The following is a 12452-nucleotide window of genomic DNA, read 5'->3' as shown; positions in this document are numbered from 1 at the left end:
CTAATTTAAATAAATGGCAAAATAATTGTAATCAGTTTGTTACAGGCAATAAAAAACCCCATCAAAGATGGGGCTTGCAGTCATTTTTTAAGCTGAGTTATTTTTCTACCTAAGTCGCTGCTTTCTCTCAACAGCCACCCCGCAAATAGTAAAATCGACAAACCGACTGTCTATAATTGGGTAGTCGGGGTTAGACGGAATTAGTTGCACATACTCTTTACCGGTGCTTTCATCAAAACCACGTGGGCGCCATTTTTTAAAAGTGGTTTCTTTTTCGCCAGCCCTCATGGCTAGTACGTAGTCAGCAGGGTTGGGCTGCAAGTCCGGATCAATCAGCACTAACTCTCCAGACTCAAAGTCAGGCTGCATGCTATCACCCTCTAACACCACCCAGTAAGCATTTTTACCAAATCCCTCGCCAATAATAGGTTCAAACTCGTCAGCGATAGCATCATCGTGATATTGGCAAAACAAACCAGCTTGCACAAAATTAAGAACGGGGGCGTAGCGAATAGGCTTGTCAGTAACACGCCTCGCATTAGCAAACCCATCATTACTTGCCTTCATGGCTTGAGTTGGGTCGCTAGGTTCAAAGTAAAATTTAGGTAATTCTAGCGCTACCTCTAGCTTTCTAGCAGCGTCCTCTCCAAACCCTCTGTGGCCTGACTTAATTTGAGATATGTAGCTAGCATCAACAGGGTAATGTCTGCATACAGCTGCCACTGAGCTAAATTTACCGCTATCTTTCCATTCCTTAAGCAACGCAATTAACTTTTCTTTGCGAAGCCCTTGTATTGTATCGCTCATAAAAACCTCCTTAACAGTTAATTGCATACTGACTTAATTTAGCAAATTGTAAATTACATCATGCTAAATATTGTTTGCTATAATATTTAGCATGTGCTAAATTATCCTTACTTTAAGGAGCAAACATCATGAATATCCATATCGAAAGCTTAAAAAGATATGTAAGTGAGCTTGGTAGCGAGACGGAGCGCGAAGAATTTGCAGAGCGCTGCGGCACTACGCTTGGTCACTTACGACAAATCTATTACGGCAATCGCACTTGCGATGCAGGACTAGCAATTGAAATTGAAAAAAACACAAATCAGGCAGTTATGTGCGAAGAGCTTAGAAGTGATATTGACTTTGCTTATCTTCGTAACTTATCGCCACAACCAGAGGAGGCTTAACCATGTGCCATACCCCGATATATGCATTATCAGGTGAATTGCGTGAAACCGCACGAGAGAACCACCGCATTTTATTGCAGCGACTTGCAGATGTTGGACAAAAAACAGTTGCTGAGATTGTTGGTGTTACTGAAAGCAAGATGAGCCGTATTAAAGATACGACAGAAGGGAAGGGTGATCTTGAACTCTTTGCTTCAATTGCTGCCGTGCTCGGTATAAAACTGACAGATAGGGACGCCGTTTACTGTGACCGAGACATGGACCAGGCAATGGCCACTATGCTACGCACGAGCGTAAATAGCCCTGATTTTATCGACATTATTTTTAGTGGGGGAGATAAGAAGTAATGGCTATGAAAATCACTCATCCGCTGGAAGCCAAGGTTGATCAGATTATCGAAGATGAGCTAGGCACAGAGTTGGTGGCAGGCGTGCAGATATCGCTGGCAAGTTTTGAGCATATTCGAAACAAAGAATACGTGCGCAGACGACTAGAGCAGAAGGGGTTTAAACAGATAAAAGGTTCAACTATCAGATACTCGTATCAGATAGTGATCGATGAACGCCCGCCAAGTTGCCGCAAGTACAGCAAAGAAGATGTGCTTAATAGATTTAAACATGAGGCTGGGATTATCTCGAACGAAGGATTAAAGCTGTCTGAAAGAAACAAACTATCCAGGACTATTACTTATCTTAGACGGACTGGATATGTGATTGAGTCCAAAAGAGACTGGTCAAAGGTGGTCGGAACATCTGTAACGACTTACAAACTAAAAACCTCTGATAACTGCGAATTATCAGAGGCGTGTTAATTAACCATCAAAAAGTAACTAACAAGGATATTTAATCATGAATACGGTTTATAGGCAATCACCAATGAGAGAAGCAGGCTATACGCAGATTGATAACAAGATTTTTGACGCACAGCCATTCTTGTCGCCCGCTGCATTTGGGGTTCTTCTACGCATGGTGAGAATGATAGACGGTTATGGAAACACCGATAAATCTCTATCGAATAGCTTTTTACAAGAAACCTGCAATATCAGCAAAAATACGGTTTCAAAAGTAGTAAATGAGCTGGTTGATTTTGGCTTTTTAACTGCCAAAAGACAGCAAAGAAAGACAACAATTTACAGTCTAAATTATGAAAATATCGCCAATTTCGACCCCAAAAAACTAGGTCAAAATTTAGCATCCCAAAATTTAGCATCCCAAAATTTGACCATTAGATTCCCAAAATTTGACCAAGTTGGCTCCCAAAATTTGGGAAGTAATAAAGAAAAAGAAAGAAAAGTAATTAAAGAAAAGTATAAAGAAAAAAATAATAAAAAAGAAAAGCCAGCCGAGCCTGACAAATCCAAAAAAACAAATCAGTTTGTTAAGCCTAGTGTTAATCAGATTAAAAGTTATTTTTCTGAACTAGGTCGTAGTGATTCACAAGCAATTGCTGAAAGGTTTTTTGATTACTACGAATCGAACGGCTGGAAGGTTGGTAGATCATCGATGAAAAACTGGCAAGCAACTTGTCGCAACTGGAATCGAAATAACAAGCAGACCGCAGCTAAGCAAAACACAGGAAATCAGAACACAGGACTTAATCATGCAATCAATCAACCAGCTAACAACCAAGCTAACGAACAGCCAAAGAAATCAAGCGCAGACATCTACGCAGAGAACCTTGCCAGAGACCTTGCACAGCAGTACCCAGACGAATTCGCAAACGTGCCTTTCTAAGCAGCAGATAGCCAGTTTGTTTGCAGGGTGGAAAAAGTTATTTAGATCAAAAATCAAAGATGAGGACTGGGGTGTCGACACACTGACCGTTTGGTATATCGCATTAACCGACCTAGGCATGACACAAGACGAGTTTAATCAAGCTAAGCGTAAATCGTTAAGTCTTTCATGGCCACCAACAGCCCCAGCTGATTTTTTAGAGTTAGCAAGAGCTGGCAAGCAAAGTGAATACCTAGACACACAAACCGCATTTGAAACAGCCTGTAGATGCTCAGGAATGCGCGGAGACGTCGAAAGAGACTGGAGGCACCCAACTGTACTAGAAACTGCAAATCGCATCGGGTGGGGCAAATTAGCGAGTGCTGGTAACAGATTTATTAAATACTTTGCCACGGTCTATGAGCGGGTGCTTATCGAACACAAGAATGGGGCTAATTTTGAGATACCCAAAACCCATCGTGTTGAAGCGCCAAAACCTGCCCGCTTAGACAACGACAGCCCAGTTGCCCAAGACTGGGAAAAGATGAGGGCTAGATTTGGGCTCAAGAAAAAAAACAAGGAGGCGGTCTGTGGGGAAGAGTTTTAACTTAAACCGTAGCACCAAATCACCGCTTGATAATTTCTACACTATTTTTGCGGCCGTACGTGATTCAAATGGAATAACAACCGCAGGGATTGAGTCCCTAACTAAGTTAAACCGCCGAACGATTGAACGCCATGTTAAACGGATGGCGCAAGAGGGGCTTATTAGCTGCACACCTCGCCGGCCAAGCGGCTATATCTATCAAATTAAATCAGAGGAATAATATGAAAAAACACATCGGTACAGGCAAGGAAGTCAAGAAATCCGAATGGCTAGGAGCCAATAAGGTGAAAGTCACTTATACGGATTTAAGCAGCGAAGAGTTAACGCGCCAAGCCTATGATCAAGTTATTCGAGAGGTGAAAGATGCGTAAAGCTAGGGGGTTAACAGAAGACCAAGTGCAACAAGTAGTGCTCAATTGGTCAAGACGGCAAACATACAAATCACGTCCCTTGTTTGATTATCTGCATCATTCCCCCAATGGGGGCAGCCGTCATTCTTTAGAGGCTGCTAAATTCAAACGTATGGGGGTTAAGGCGGGTTACCCAGACTTAATACTTGATATTGCTAAGGGTGGTTATCACGGGCTCAGAGTTGAGCTTAAACGAGACAAAAGAAGCTACCTAACAAAGATGCAAAAAGAGCGCATACAGATGCTCAATGATGAGGGGTATCTAGCGGTAGTAGCCAAAGGCGTAGATGAAGCCATCGAGACAATTCAGACGTATTTAAATCTTAAAGACAAAGGCGAGGGGCTGGCATGAAGCATACAGGCATTAAAAAAGGTCAGATTTGGAGAAGCAAACCAGTGGACAGTCCTTTGGCGTATTCGGTAGAGGTTATAGGTGTCTATGGTAATTTTGTCGAGTTTATTGTTGAGAGTAACAATCGAACAGAACCCCTCAGAACATTTAGAGAAAAGTTTGATTTTTATGCGCACAAGGAGTTTGTTGTTAACAGAGATAGTGCTCAGTTTTGGGTTAAAGACGAAGACGATAGTTTGGCGGCTGGATTAAAAGTTGAAACACGGGAGTGCCCTAAGTGCGGTATCGAGTATAACGGGCTTGAATGGCTACTGATGCAAACCAGCAAGATGTGTCAAATATGCCGATATCAGGAGAAGATAAAAAATGAAACAAAAAACCACTTTGCGCAGGCGCTTCGCCAAACTGTGAATGAATCTATACAGAAGAAACCCATAAGTTGGAGTGAGCGTTGGCCTGAATATTTTTGGACTGAAAAAGGAGATAAGGCGAAAGGCGTGAAGTCTGACAACAACAAAAGACGTTATAGCTTATTACCAGCCGGCACGATCAATGAAGTGGTTGATGTGCTCGAATTTGGTAGCGCCAAGTACGCTGATGACAACTGGCAGAAAGTGGATAATGCACGTACTAGATATTATAACGCTGCGTTACGTCATATCGACTCATGGTGGAGTGGCGAAGTTAAAGATGATGAGACTGGAAAACATCATTTGGCCCACGCTATTTGCTGCTTAATGTTTTTAATGTGGTTTGACTTGTCCGCACACAAGAATACAGAAAAGGGGAAGTAGCTTGAACAAGGTACTGCTAAATAGATTTGGTACCAGTCCTAGGTTGCAGTTGTCCTGCGGTGATTGGCTGCAGCATGGCATGCATGCTAAGACTGTTAAGTTTGATATTGGCCAAGGTGGTGAGGCGCCGCAAGTTAACTGGGAGGATAGGAGTGCAGCTATCGCTCTAATAAAACATGGTCCAGCCAAGGCGCTGGCAAGCTTATTGCTTTGGGGTAGTAACGAGCATTGGAATTGGTCAGATGACTTTGACGAAGTTGTACGTTATTTGACTAGCGGGATGCTACAGCGCTGTGATGCAGACGATAGGCAGGCGCCAAAGGGTTGCAGTCATAGCCGTGCGGAGTTGGCTTGTCTCATGGCCCGCATGACATTGCATTTCGAGTTGTATAATCTGTGGGGCTTGTACTCGCTTGAGGGGCAGCTACTGTTCAGTGGCGTTAAGGTGCCGGCCAATACTTATCGTCAAGTGTGGAAAAAATATCAAGATGGGATGCTGGATGATATCCAATCTTTAGTTTGGGATATTGAGAAAGCAGTAATTGGCTACAGGGAATGGCTATGCGATTAAATTTAACAAAAAAGCAGTACAATATATTGTTAGATGAATTCTTATCAGACCCTGTTCTTGCGCACGCTGTAAGGCGGTGGCCAAATAGCCATAGGCATGATTTTAGGCGCCGCTGTTTTGATTATGCTTTAAGTGGCCAACCTGTTGGGTTGATCAGCAACCAATCAGAATATGCTATAACTCTTATGGCGAAATATTTTCTAACTGGCTATCAGTTAGGTGTGGATATTGATAGCGGAGTAAGTCAGCGTTACAAAGACCCCAGAAAAGGCGCTTGATATAATAGAGCGAAGTATAGGTTGACCCTCTATGACAGATAAGGTAGTATTTATATAAAGTGGTCTTACGTATAAGTAAGGCGTTATTAAAAGCGATTGATTTAATTATCAGTCGCTTTTTTGTGCCTGTAATTTAATAGCATCATCTGGATGAATGCTGTTTATAACCTTATAGGTTCTACGTTCCTCATATATGAGGAACGGTCCAATGAGGGCATCACACTCTTTTACTTCTCCCACGTTGGCAACAGCGTGGGTTTTTTTATATCTGGAGCTTGTGTTGGCTACACCATGCAGGGCGCCACGCTGTCCCAATCTAACAACACGCAAAGACAAAGGTTATTGTGATGAGCACAAAGATAGACGCAGCAACTGGGCTAGGCATCAACAACGACACGGGAGCACAACACAGCGTGGTTACGGACACGTATGGCGCAAACTTCGCACGCAGATACTTCAGCGCGATGATTATCTTTGCGTATCTTGTCGAGCAGCGGGCAGGCTTGTACCGGCCACTGACGTTGACCACATAGCGCCTAAGTCACAAGGTGGTACAGATACACCAGATAACCTGCAGTCGTTGTGTAAGCCGTGCCACAGACGCAAAACGGCCAATGAATAATAAGGAAAGATAATGGATAATCAACACAAGAAGATAAAAGGCTACCGTGATTTAACAGCAACAGAAATCGCAGAGATGAATCAAGCCAAAGCTTTAGCGCAACAAGTCGGTGATTTTATCAATAATTTGGAAGCTCAAGATATTGAACATATGATTGATAAGCGTTGGTTGAACATAGCGCGTACAGATTTGCAAAAAGGTTTTATGTCATTAGTTAGAAGTATTGCTAAACCAGATGGCTTTTAGTTGCGCCTTATAATCGAGGATGGATCTGGATTATAAAAGGGGAGGGTGGGTCAATTGTTCAGAGGGCTTGCCGAAATGACCGACCCCTCCCTGAAAAAAAAATCCCCGCGTTTTGAAAAGTCTAGGTGACTCTAAAAAACTAAATTATTAATTAATAATATTTAAAATATATAAATACTAAAATTTCATAATATGAAAAGCAAAAGGCCGAGCTACTGGTAATAGCCCGACCTTTCTAATCAATCTGATAATGGGAGTATCAAGATGACTGAAATGAATTGTACTACTCAAAACCCGCAAAGACAAACTAAAAAATATGGCGGGAACAGAAAGCCAATGACTCAAGAGCAGTACTTGGCTAAAGCCATTAAAAAGCATGATAGTAAGTTTGATTACAGTAAGACCGTGTACCGCCATAGCAAGGATAAAATAAAAATAACCTGCCCTACGCATGGCGACTTCGAGCAAACCGCTGAAAGTCACCTACGCTCAAAGCACGGTTGCCAAGAGTGTGCGAAAGAGGCGACGGTAAAAAACAACACACTAACGGGAAAAGATTTTGTAGAAAAAGCTAGGGTTAAACATAAAGCAAAATATGACTACTCAAAAGTTAAATACATTGACAGCACCACAGAGGTAGAGATTATCTGCCCTGAACACGGTTCATTCTTCAGAACACCCAACAGCCACATACATGGCGGCTATGGCTGTAATAAATGTGCAGGAATACCGGTATACGATACCAAGCACTTTATAGAAAGAGCAAAAGAAGTTCATGCAGATTCTAACTACGATTACTCTAATACTGAGTATAAAGGTGCGCACGAGCTAGTTGAGATCATCTGTAAAAAACACGGATCTTTTTATCAAACTCCTAATCAGCACTTAAAACCTTATGGTTGCCCAAAATGCGGTATTAAAAAAGCATCAGGCTGGAAGAGAAGCGACTTTATCAGTCGATGTGATAGGAATAACGATGGCAAAGGAACTTTGTATGTTATTCATTGCCAAAAAGATAATGAATCATTTTATAAAATAGGTGTCACAGCTCAAGATATTAGGCGCCGTTTTAGAAATTCCCGAGAAATGCCTTACACTTGGGAAGTCATATTTGAAGTAGAAGGCGCTGGCGACTTTATTTACGATATCGAGTATCGGTTGCACAGTCTGGTTAAAGGGTATAGATACAATCCTAAAATACAATTTAGGGGTTATACTGAATGTTTTTCGACCATTAAACCAATAGAGTCGTTACTTAAAGAGCTTGCAGAAACAGACCAATTACAACTAATAGCGTAAACACGCACCCCGCCATAAACGGCGGGTTTTTTTATAGGTGAAGTTATGGCAGGCAGACGCCCTAAGCCAACTAGATTAAAAGAACTTGCTGGCAATCCAGGAAAGCGAGCGTTAAATAAAAGCGAGCCAAAGTTCAGTGAGCTAAAAAGCGTGGACCCACCCGAATGGCTAGGAGACTTGGCTGTCACAATGTGGGAAACATTAATGCCTGAGTTACTGGGAGCAAGACTGTTAACAGTAGCGGACTTGCATAATGTAGAGGCATTTTGCATGGCCTATCAACGTTGGCGTGAAGCAGAGCAAGATATCAATGAGAATGGATTAGTTATCCATACTGAAAAATCAGTAATTAAAAATCCAGCAGTAACCATAGTAAATGAAGCTAAAAGACAAATGACGCAGTTTGGAAGTCTGTTGGGGCTAGACCCTAGTAGCAGAACAAGGTTGACCGGCGGCGCTAAAAATGAAGACAAAGGAAACCCCTTTGATGACTTTTAAATAACAAATAACTAGATAGAGTTAACGATGAAATGTCCCGTAAATACCCTAATGTCGCAAAAGCTGAAAAGTACGCTCGCGACGTGGTTGCGGGAAAAATCATTGCATGCAAATGGATTAAGCTTGCATGTAAACGTCATTTAGACGAAAAAAAACTAAGCAGAAGTAAAGACTTCCTATACAGGTTTGACCCTGAGAGAGCTGAGCGAGTAGCTAAGTTTATCCAGTTGCTACCACATACGAAGGGCAAGTGGGCTAGAGAGCGTCTGCCAATAACGCTTGAACCATGGCAACTATTTAGTATTTGCATACCATTTGGCTGGATAATTAAGAAAACAAAAACGCGCCGGTTCCGGCGCTTACTTGTTTTTGTGCCTCGTAAAAATGGTAAATCAGTGATTGCTGCAGGTATTGGCCTATATATGTTCGTGGCCGATAACGAGTTCGGGGCTGAAGTCTACTCAGGCGCCACAACAGAGAAGCAGGCATGGGAGGTGTTTAGACCGGCCAAGCAGATGGTTGACCGTACGCCGGCATTAAAAGCACGCTTTGGTATTGAGTCAAATGCATCAAACATGAACGTACCGTCCGATGGTAGTCGTTTTGAGCCGGTTATTGGTAAGCCTGGCGATGGCTCGAGTCCATCATGTGCTTTGGTTGATGAATACCACGAGCATAAAGATTCGGACCTGTACGACACGATGGAAACCGGTATGGGTGCCCGCGACCAGCCAATGATGGTAGTTATTACCACCGCAGGCGCGAATATTGGTGGTCCTTGCTACACGTTAGTACGTGACGCACAAAAGATGCTCGATGGTGCGTTAGACATGCCCGATATGTGGGCCATGATCTACACAAAAGACGAGGAAGATGAGTGGTTTAGTGAGCTAGCACTGCGTAAAGCAAACCCGAATTACGACATATCAGTAAGCGGTGAGTTTTTAAGAGCAAGATGCCGCGATGCAATGCAGTCAGCCCACAAGCAAAACACGTTCAGAACCAAGCACGTCAACGAGTTTGTGGGCGCCAAATCTGCTTGGATGAATATGTCCAAGTGGCAAATGGCGCCAGAGCGTAAATCACTTGAGGAGCTACAAGGCAGACCGTGCTATATCGGCCTTGATTTAGCAACCAAGATTGATATTGTCGCCAAAGTGATGGTGTTTCCGCCAACGCTTGATGACCCTAACTATCATGTGCACTGCAAGTTTTACATACCCGAAGCCCGGTTAATGGAAGAGGGCGAGGTTAATAGCGAGCGTTACCAAGAATATGATCACCTTGGTTTATTGACTGTAACGGCTGGCGAGGTTATAGACTTTAGCGCTATTGAGGATGATCTAAAATATGATCTGGCTACTCACGATGTACAAGAAATAGCCTACGATCCATGGCAAGCAGCTCAGTTGGCCCAGAACATGGAAAACGAGGGAGCAGTGATGGTAGAGATTCGTCACACTGTTCAAAACATGTCAGAACCCATGAAAGAAGTTGAAGCACTGGTGTTGTCACAGCGCTTAGCACACGGCAACTGCCCTGTGATGACTTGGATGATGTCTAACGTGGTGGCCACGCTGGATAAAAAAGACAACATCTATCCGAACAAAGAGCGAGCCGAAAGTAAGATTGATGGGCCAGTGGCACTAATTATGGCACTGGCGCGTGCGATAGTGCATGACCAAAGCAATGGCTTAGATGATTTTGCAAGCAACCCAATTATGGTAGGGATATGATAAAAAAACAGGTAGGCCCTATCAGAGCGGCCATTTTAGAGTTTATGGGCGTTCCGGCTGAGATAACGCAGTTGGACGCCAATCAAGTGTTGTCCTTGTTGGGCAACGGAACTCAAACATCAAGCGGCAAAAACGTCACTGTAGATAGTGCATTGCAATTATCTACAGTGTGGGCTTGTGTGCGATTGATTAGTGAAACGGTTTCAACGCTACCGCTTAGAGTCTATCAAAACAATGACGATGGTAGCCGCACCTTGGCTAAGTCGCACCACTTATACAAGCTACTTTGTAAGAAACCCAATGCGGAGTTTACGCCTAGCCGCTTTCGCTTGATGATTGTGGCTAGCATTTGCCTGTGGGGTAATGCATATGTCGAAAAGATTTATATTGGCAAGCGCTTAGTATCATTAGAGCCGCTATTGCCGCAGTGCATCACAGTGAAGCGGTTAAAAAACGGCAGCCTTGAGTATAAAGAAGTTAAAAATGGCAAAGATCGGGTTATCCCAGAGAACCGAATTATGCATATTCGTGGCTTTGGGATAGATGGCATCAATGGTTTGGCAACAATATATCAAGGCCGTGAGACAGTTGGGAGTGCAACTGCAGCTGACCAAAGTGCTGGCAAGTTCTTCAAAAAAGGTATGCAGCCATCAGGGTTTCTGACAACTGACGTGCAGTTGAATGATAAACAAAGAGGTCAGATTGGTGACAACGTTACTAAATATGCGATGAGTGAAAATGCTGGACGCATTATGGTGTTAGAAGCTGGCATGAAGTACCAGAACATCACAATGAATCCAGAAGCTGCTCAGTTACTACAAACTCGCAGCTATAACGTTGAGGAGTTGTGCCGGTTGTGGCGTGTACCACCCTTTATGATTGGCCACATGGACAAAGCATCAAGCTGGGCTTCATCAACTGAAGCTCAAATGCTGCACTTTTTAACCAATACCTTACGCCCTTTATTAGTCAATATTGAGCAAGAGCTTGCAGCCAGTCTATTGGACCCGAGAGAAAGCGACGATATTACAATCGAGTTTTCTGTTGAGGGATTGCTAAGGGCTGACAGCAAGGGCCGGGCGGAATATTACAATAGCGCTCTTAATAATGGCTGGATGAATCGTAACGAAGTAAGGCGACTTGAAAACCTACCACCAGTGCCTGGCGGCGATGTCTATACGGTGCAGTCTGCGCTAATCAATCTTGAGCATGTTGGCAAAAATTACGGAGCTATAAACGATGAACCGACGCAGCAAACTACCTAAAGCACCAGAAGCTAAAGAACGCCCACAGCTGCACAGCGATGTGACGCCCAAAGCGCGTGAAATGTGGGATGGTGCTATTAAAGCAGCTGATGTGAGTGAAGATGACAATGTCATTAATATCTTAGATGCTATTGGCTACGATTGGTGGACTGATAGTGGCACCACAGCGAAGCGAATAAATGCAGCGCTAAAATATATTGGCCGTGACAACGATGTGATTGTAAATATTAACAGCCCGGGCGGTGATGTATTCGAAGGTTTGGCCATCTATAACCTCTTGCGTGAGCATAAAGGCAAAGTGACTGTACGCATTTTGGGCATTGCTGCAAGTGCCGCATCATTTATTGCCATGGCTGCCGATGAACTACAAATTGCTAGAGCTGGCTTTCTTATGATTCATAATAGCTGGACGATTGCAGCGGGTGATCGCAATGATTTACGGGATGTGGCTGACTTCTTAGAGCAAATCGACGGCACTATCGCTGATGTTTACCATGTTCGTAGCGGTATTGATGCTGGCGAGTTGGCCACCCAGATGGACACAGAAACATGGATTAGCGGCAAGACTGCTGTAGAAACCGGCATGGCTGACGGCTTTCTTGACTCCGATATTATTACAAAAGACGAAGACACTAAAAATACATCTAACGCGGTGCGCAAGATTGACAAATTGATGGCGATGCAAGGCATTCCACGTAGTGAGCGCCGCGAACTAATTGCAGAAATTAAACAGGGTACGCAAGACGCTGCCCAGCCAGGTATGCATGACGCTACCGAAATACCGCAGGATCTGATCAATGATTTGCGTGCTGTAGCCGCTAAATTTGAGCAGTTAAACGCTTAACCCTTAATCAAATTAAACATTAGAA

At 43.4% G+C, this 12452-nt stretch carries 19 protein-coding genes; 18 read left to right on the top strand and 1 reads right to left on the bottom strand.

The window, feature by feature from the left end; translation table 11 throughout:
- Positions 1–105 precede the first annotated feature (105 nt).
- A complete protein-coding gene (locus MN210_RS08805; RefSeq protein WP_338412071.1) occupies positions 106–807 on the bottom strand; it encodes a LexA family protein in 702 nt (233 codons plus the stop codon).
- Between the two features lie 128 nt (positions 808–935).
- Here MN210_RS08805 and MN210_RS08800 point away from each other — a divergent pair, with 128 nt between their 5' ends.
- From MN210_RS08800 to MN210_RS08715, 18 genes are all read left to right on the top strand, one after another.
- The gene (locus MN210_RS08800; protein WP_338412070.1) at positions 936–1193 is read left to right on the top strand and encodes a transcriptional regulator; all 258 of its coding nucleotides are present in this window, start codon (positions 936–938) and stop codon (positions 1191–1193) included.
- A 2-nt stretch (positions 1194–1195) separates the two neighbouring features.
- Positions 1196–1540: a CII family transcriptional regulator gene (locus MN210_RS08795; RefSeq protein ID WP_338412069.1), complete on the top strand. Its 345-nt coding sequence runs from the start codon at positions 1196–1198 to the stop codon at positions 1538–1540.
- Between the two features lie 5 nt (positions 1541–1545).
- Positions 1546–2004, top strand: coding sequence for a hypothetical protein (locus MN210_RS08790; protein ID WP_338412068.1), 459 nt, complete (start codon positions 1546–1548; stop codon positions 2002–2004).
- Between the two features lie 37 nt (positions 2005–2041).
- Complete coding sequence (locus tag MN210_RS08785) at positions 2042–2926, top strand: replication protein (protein WP_338411903.1); 885 nt, start codon at positions 2042–2044, stop codon at positions 2924–2926.
- A 16-nt stretch (positions 2927–2942) separates the two neighbouring features.
- Complete coding sequence (locus MN210_RS08780) at positions 2943–3512, top strand: hypothetical protein (RefSeq protein ID WP_425605597.1); 570 nt, start codon at positions 2943–2945, stop codon at positions 3510–3512.
- Positions 3496–3732 carry a helix-turn-helix domain-containing protein gene (locus tag MN210_RS08775; protein WP_338412066.1) on the top strand — a complete coding sequence of 79 codons (237 nt, stop codon included), beginning with the start codon at positions 3496–3498 and terminating at the stop codon, positions 3730–3732. Before MN210_RS08780 ends, MN210_RS08775 begins: the two co-directional genes overlap by 17 nt.
- A 1-nt stretch (position 3733) precedes the next feature.
- Positions 3734–3883 carry a hypothetical protein gene (locus MN210_RS08770; RefSeq protein WP_338412065.1) on the top strand — a complete coding sequence of 50 codons (150 nt, stop codon included), beginning with the start codon at positions 3734–3736 and terminating at the stop codon, positions 3881–3883.
- Entirely contained in the window at positions 3876–4274 is a 399-nt protein-coding gene (locus MN210_RS08765; protein WP_338412064.1) for a VRR-NUC domain-containing protein, read from the top strand. The genes MN210_RS08770 and MN210_RS08765 overlap by 8 nt, the downstream gene beginning before the upstream one ends.
- Positions 4271–5068: a dATP/dGTP diphosphohydrolase domain-containing protein gene (locus MN210_RS08760; protein WP_338412063.1), complete on the top strand. Its 798-nt coding sequence runs from the start codon at positions 4271–4273 to the stop codon at positions 5066–5068. The genes MN210_RS08765 and MN210_RS08760 overlap by 4 nt, the downstream gene beginning before the upstream one ends.
- Before the next feature lies 1 nt (position 5069).
- Positions 5070–5639, top strand: a complete 570-nt coding sequence (locus MN210_RS08755) for a hypothetical protein (protein ID WP_241878284.1) — start codon at positions 5070–5072, stop codon at positions 5637–5639.
- Entirely contained in the window at positions 5630–5917 is a 288-nt protein-coding gene (locus MN210_RS08750) for a hypothetical protein (protein ID WP_338412062.1), read from the top strand. The genes MN210_RS08755 and MN210_RS08750 overlap by 10 nt, the downstream gene beginning before the upstream one ends.
- Before the next feature lie 193 nt (positions 5918–6110).
- On the top strand, positions 6111–6539 hold the full coding sequence (locus tag MN210_RS08745; protein WP_425605596.1) for an HNH endonuclease: 429 nt from the start codon (positions 6111–6113) through the stop codon (positions 6537–6539).
- 12 nt (positions 6540–6551) lie between these two features.
- Positions 6552–6785, top strand: coding sequence for an Acb2/Tad1 domain-containing protein (locus tag MN210_RS08740; RefSeq protein WP_241878282.1), 234 nt, complete (start codon positions 6552–6554; stop codon positions 6783–6785).
- A gap of 264 nt (positions 6786–7049) precedes the next feature.
- Complete coding sequence (locus MN210_RS08735; RefSeq protein WP_338412061.1) at positions 7050–8084, top strand: GIY-YIG nuclease family protein; 1035 nt, start codon at positions 7050–7052, stop codon at positions 8082–8084.
- Between the two features lie 45 nt (positions 8085–8129).
- On the top strand, positions 8130–8582 hold the full coding sequence (locus MN210_RS08730; protein WP_338412060.1) for a phage terminase small subunit P27 family: 453 nt from the start codon (positions 8130–8132) through the stop codon (positions 8580–8582).
- A 32-nt stretch (positions 8583–8614) separates the two neighbouring features.
- Entirely contained in the window at positions 8615–10318 is a 1704-nt protein-coding gene (locus MN210_RS08725) for a terminase large subunit (RefSeq protein WP_338412059.1), read from the top strand.
- Positions 10315–11583 (top strand): phage portal protein, encoded by a 1269-nt coding sequence (locus MN210_RS08720; RefSeq protein ID WP_338412058.1) that lies wholly within the window; start codon positions 10315–10317, stop codon positions 11581–11583. The genes MN210_RS08725 and MN210_RS08720 overlap by 4 nt, the downstream gene beginning before the upstream one ends.
- Entirely contained in the window at positions 11558–12427 is an 870-nt protein-coding gene (locus tag MN210_RS08715) for a head maturation protease, ClpP-related (RefSeq protein WP_095532731.1), read from the top strand. Before MN210_RS08720 ends, MN210_RS08715 begins: the two co-directional genes overlap by 26 nt.
- Positions 12428–12452: the final 25 nt, after the last annotated feature.

It is taken from the genome of Psychrobacter raelei, from assembly GCF_022631235.3.
GTDB lineage: Bacteria > Pseudomonadota > Gammaproteobacteria > Pseudomonadales > Moraxellaceae > Psychrobacter > Psychrobacter raelei.
Note: the sequence above shows the minus strand (reverse complement) of the source record. Positions and strands in the feature narration are given on the sequence as shown.

Excerpts from the sequence above, each read along its gene's own strand:
- MN210_RS08805 (WP_338412071.1), bottom strand. The coding sequence starts at position 807 with ATGAGCGATACAATACAAGGGCTTCGCAAAGAAAAGTTAATTGCGTTG.
- MN210_RS08800 (WP_338412070.1), top strand. The coding sequence starts at position 936 with ATGAATATCCATATCGAAAGCTTAAAAAGATATGTAAGTGAGCTTGGT.
- MN210_RS08795 (WP_338412069.1), top strand. The coding sequence starts at position 1,196 with ATGTGCCATACCCCGATATATGCATTATCAGGTGAATTGCGTGAAACC.
- MN210_RS08790 (WP_338412068.1), top strand. The coding sequence starts at position 1,546 with ATGAAAATCACTCATCCGCTGGAAGCCAAGGTTGATCAGATTATCGAA.
- MN210_RS08785 (WP_338411903.1), top strand. The coding sequence starts at position 2,042 with ATGAATACGGTTTATAGGCAATCACCAATGAGAGAAGCAGGCTATACG.
- MN210_RS08770 (WP_338412065.1), top strand. The coding sequence starts at position 3,734 with ATGAAAAAACACATCGGTACAGGCAAGGAAGTCAAGAAATCCGAATGG.
- MN210_RS08765 (WP_338412064.1), top strand. The coding sequence starts at position 3,876 with ATGCGTAAAGCTAGGGGGTTAACAGAAGACCAAGTGCAACAAGTAGTG.
- MN210_RS08760 (WP_338412063.1), top strand. The coding sequence starts at position 4,271 with ATGAAGCATACAGGCATTAAAAAAGGTCAGATTTGGAGAAGCAAACCA.
- MN210_RS08750 (WP_338412062.1), top strand. The coding sequence starts at position 5,630 with ATGCGATTAAATTTAACAAAAAAGCAGTACAATATATTGTTAGATGAA.
- MN210_RS08745 (WP_425605596.1), top strand. The coding sequence starts at position 6,111 with ATGAGGAACGGTCCAATGAGGGCATCACACTCTTTTACTTCTCCCACG.
- MN210_RS08740 (WP_241878282.1), top strand. The coding sequence starts at position 6,552 with ATGGATAATCAACACAAGAAGATAAAAGGCTACCGTGATTTAACAGCA.
- MN210_RS08735 (WP_338412061.1), top strand. The coding sequence starts at position 7,050 with ATGACTGAAATGAATTGTACTACTCAAAACCCGCAAAGACAAACTAAA.
- MN210_RS08730 (WP_338412060.1), top strand. The coding sequence starts at position 8,130 with ATGGCAGGCAGACGCCCTAAGCCAACTAGATTAAAAGAACTTGCTGGC.
- MN210_RS08725 (WP_338412059.1), top strand. The coding sequence starts at position 8,615 with ATGTCCCGTAAATACCCTAATGTCGCAAAAGCTGAAAAGTACGCTCGC.
- MN210_RS08720 (WP_338412058.1), top strand. The coding sequence starts at position 10,315 with ATGATAAAAAAACAGGTAGGCCCTATCAGAGCGGCCATTTTAGAGTTT.
- MN210_RS08715 (WP_095532731.1), top strand. The coding sequence starts at position 11,558 with ATGAACCGACGCAGCAAACTACCTAAAGCACCAGAAGCTAAAGAACGC.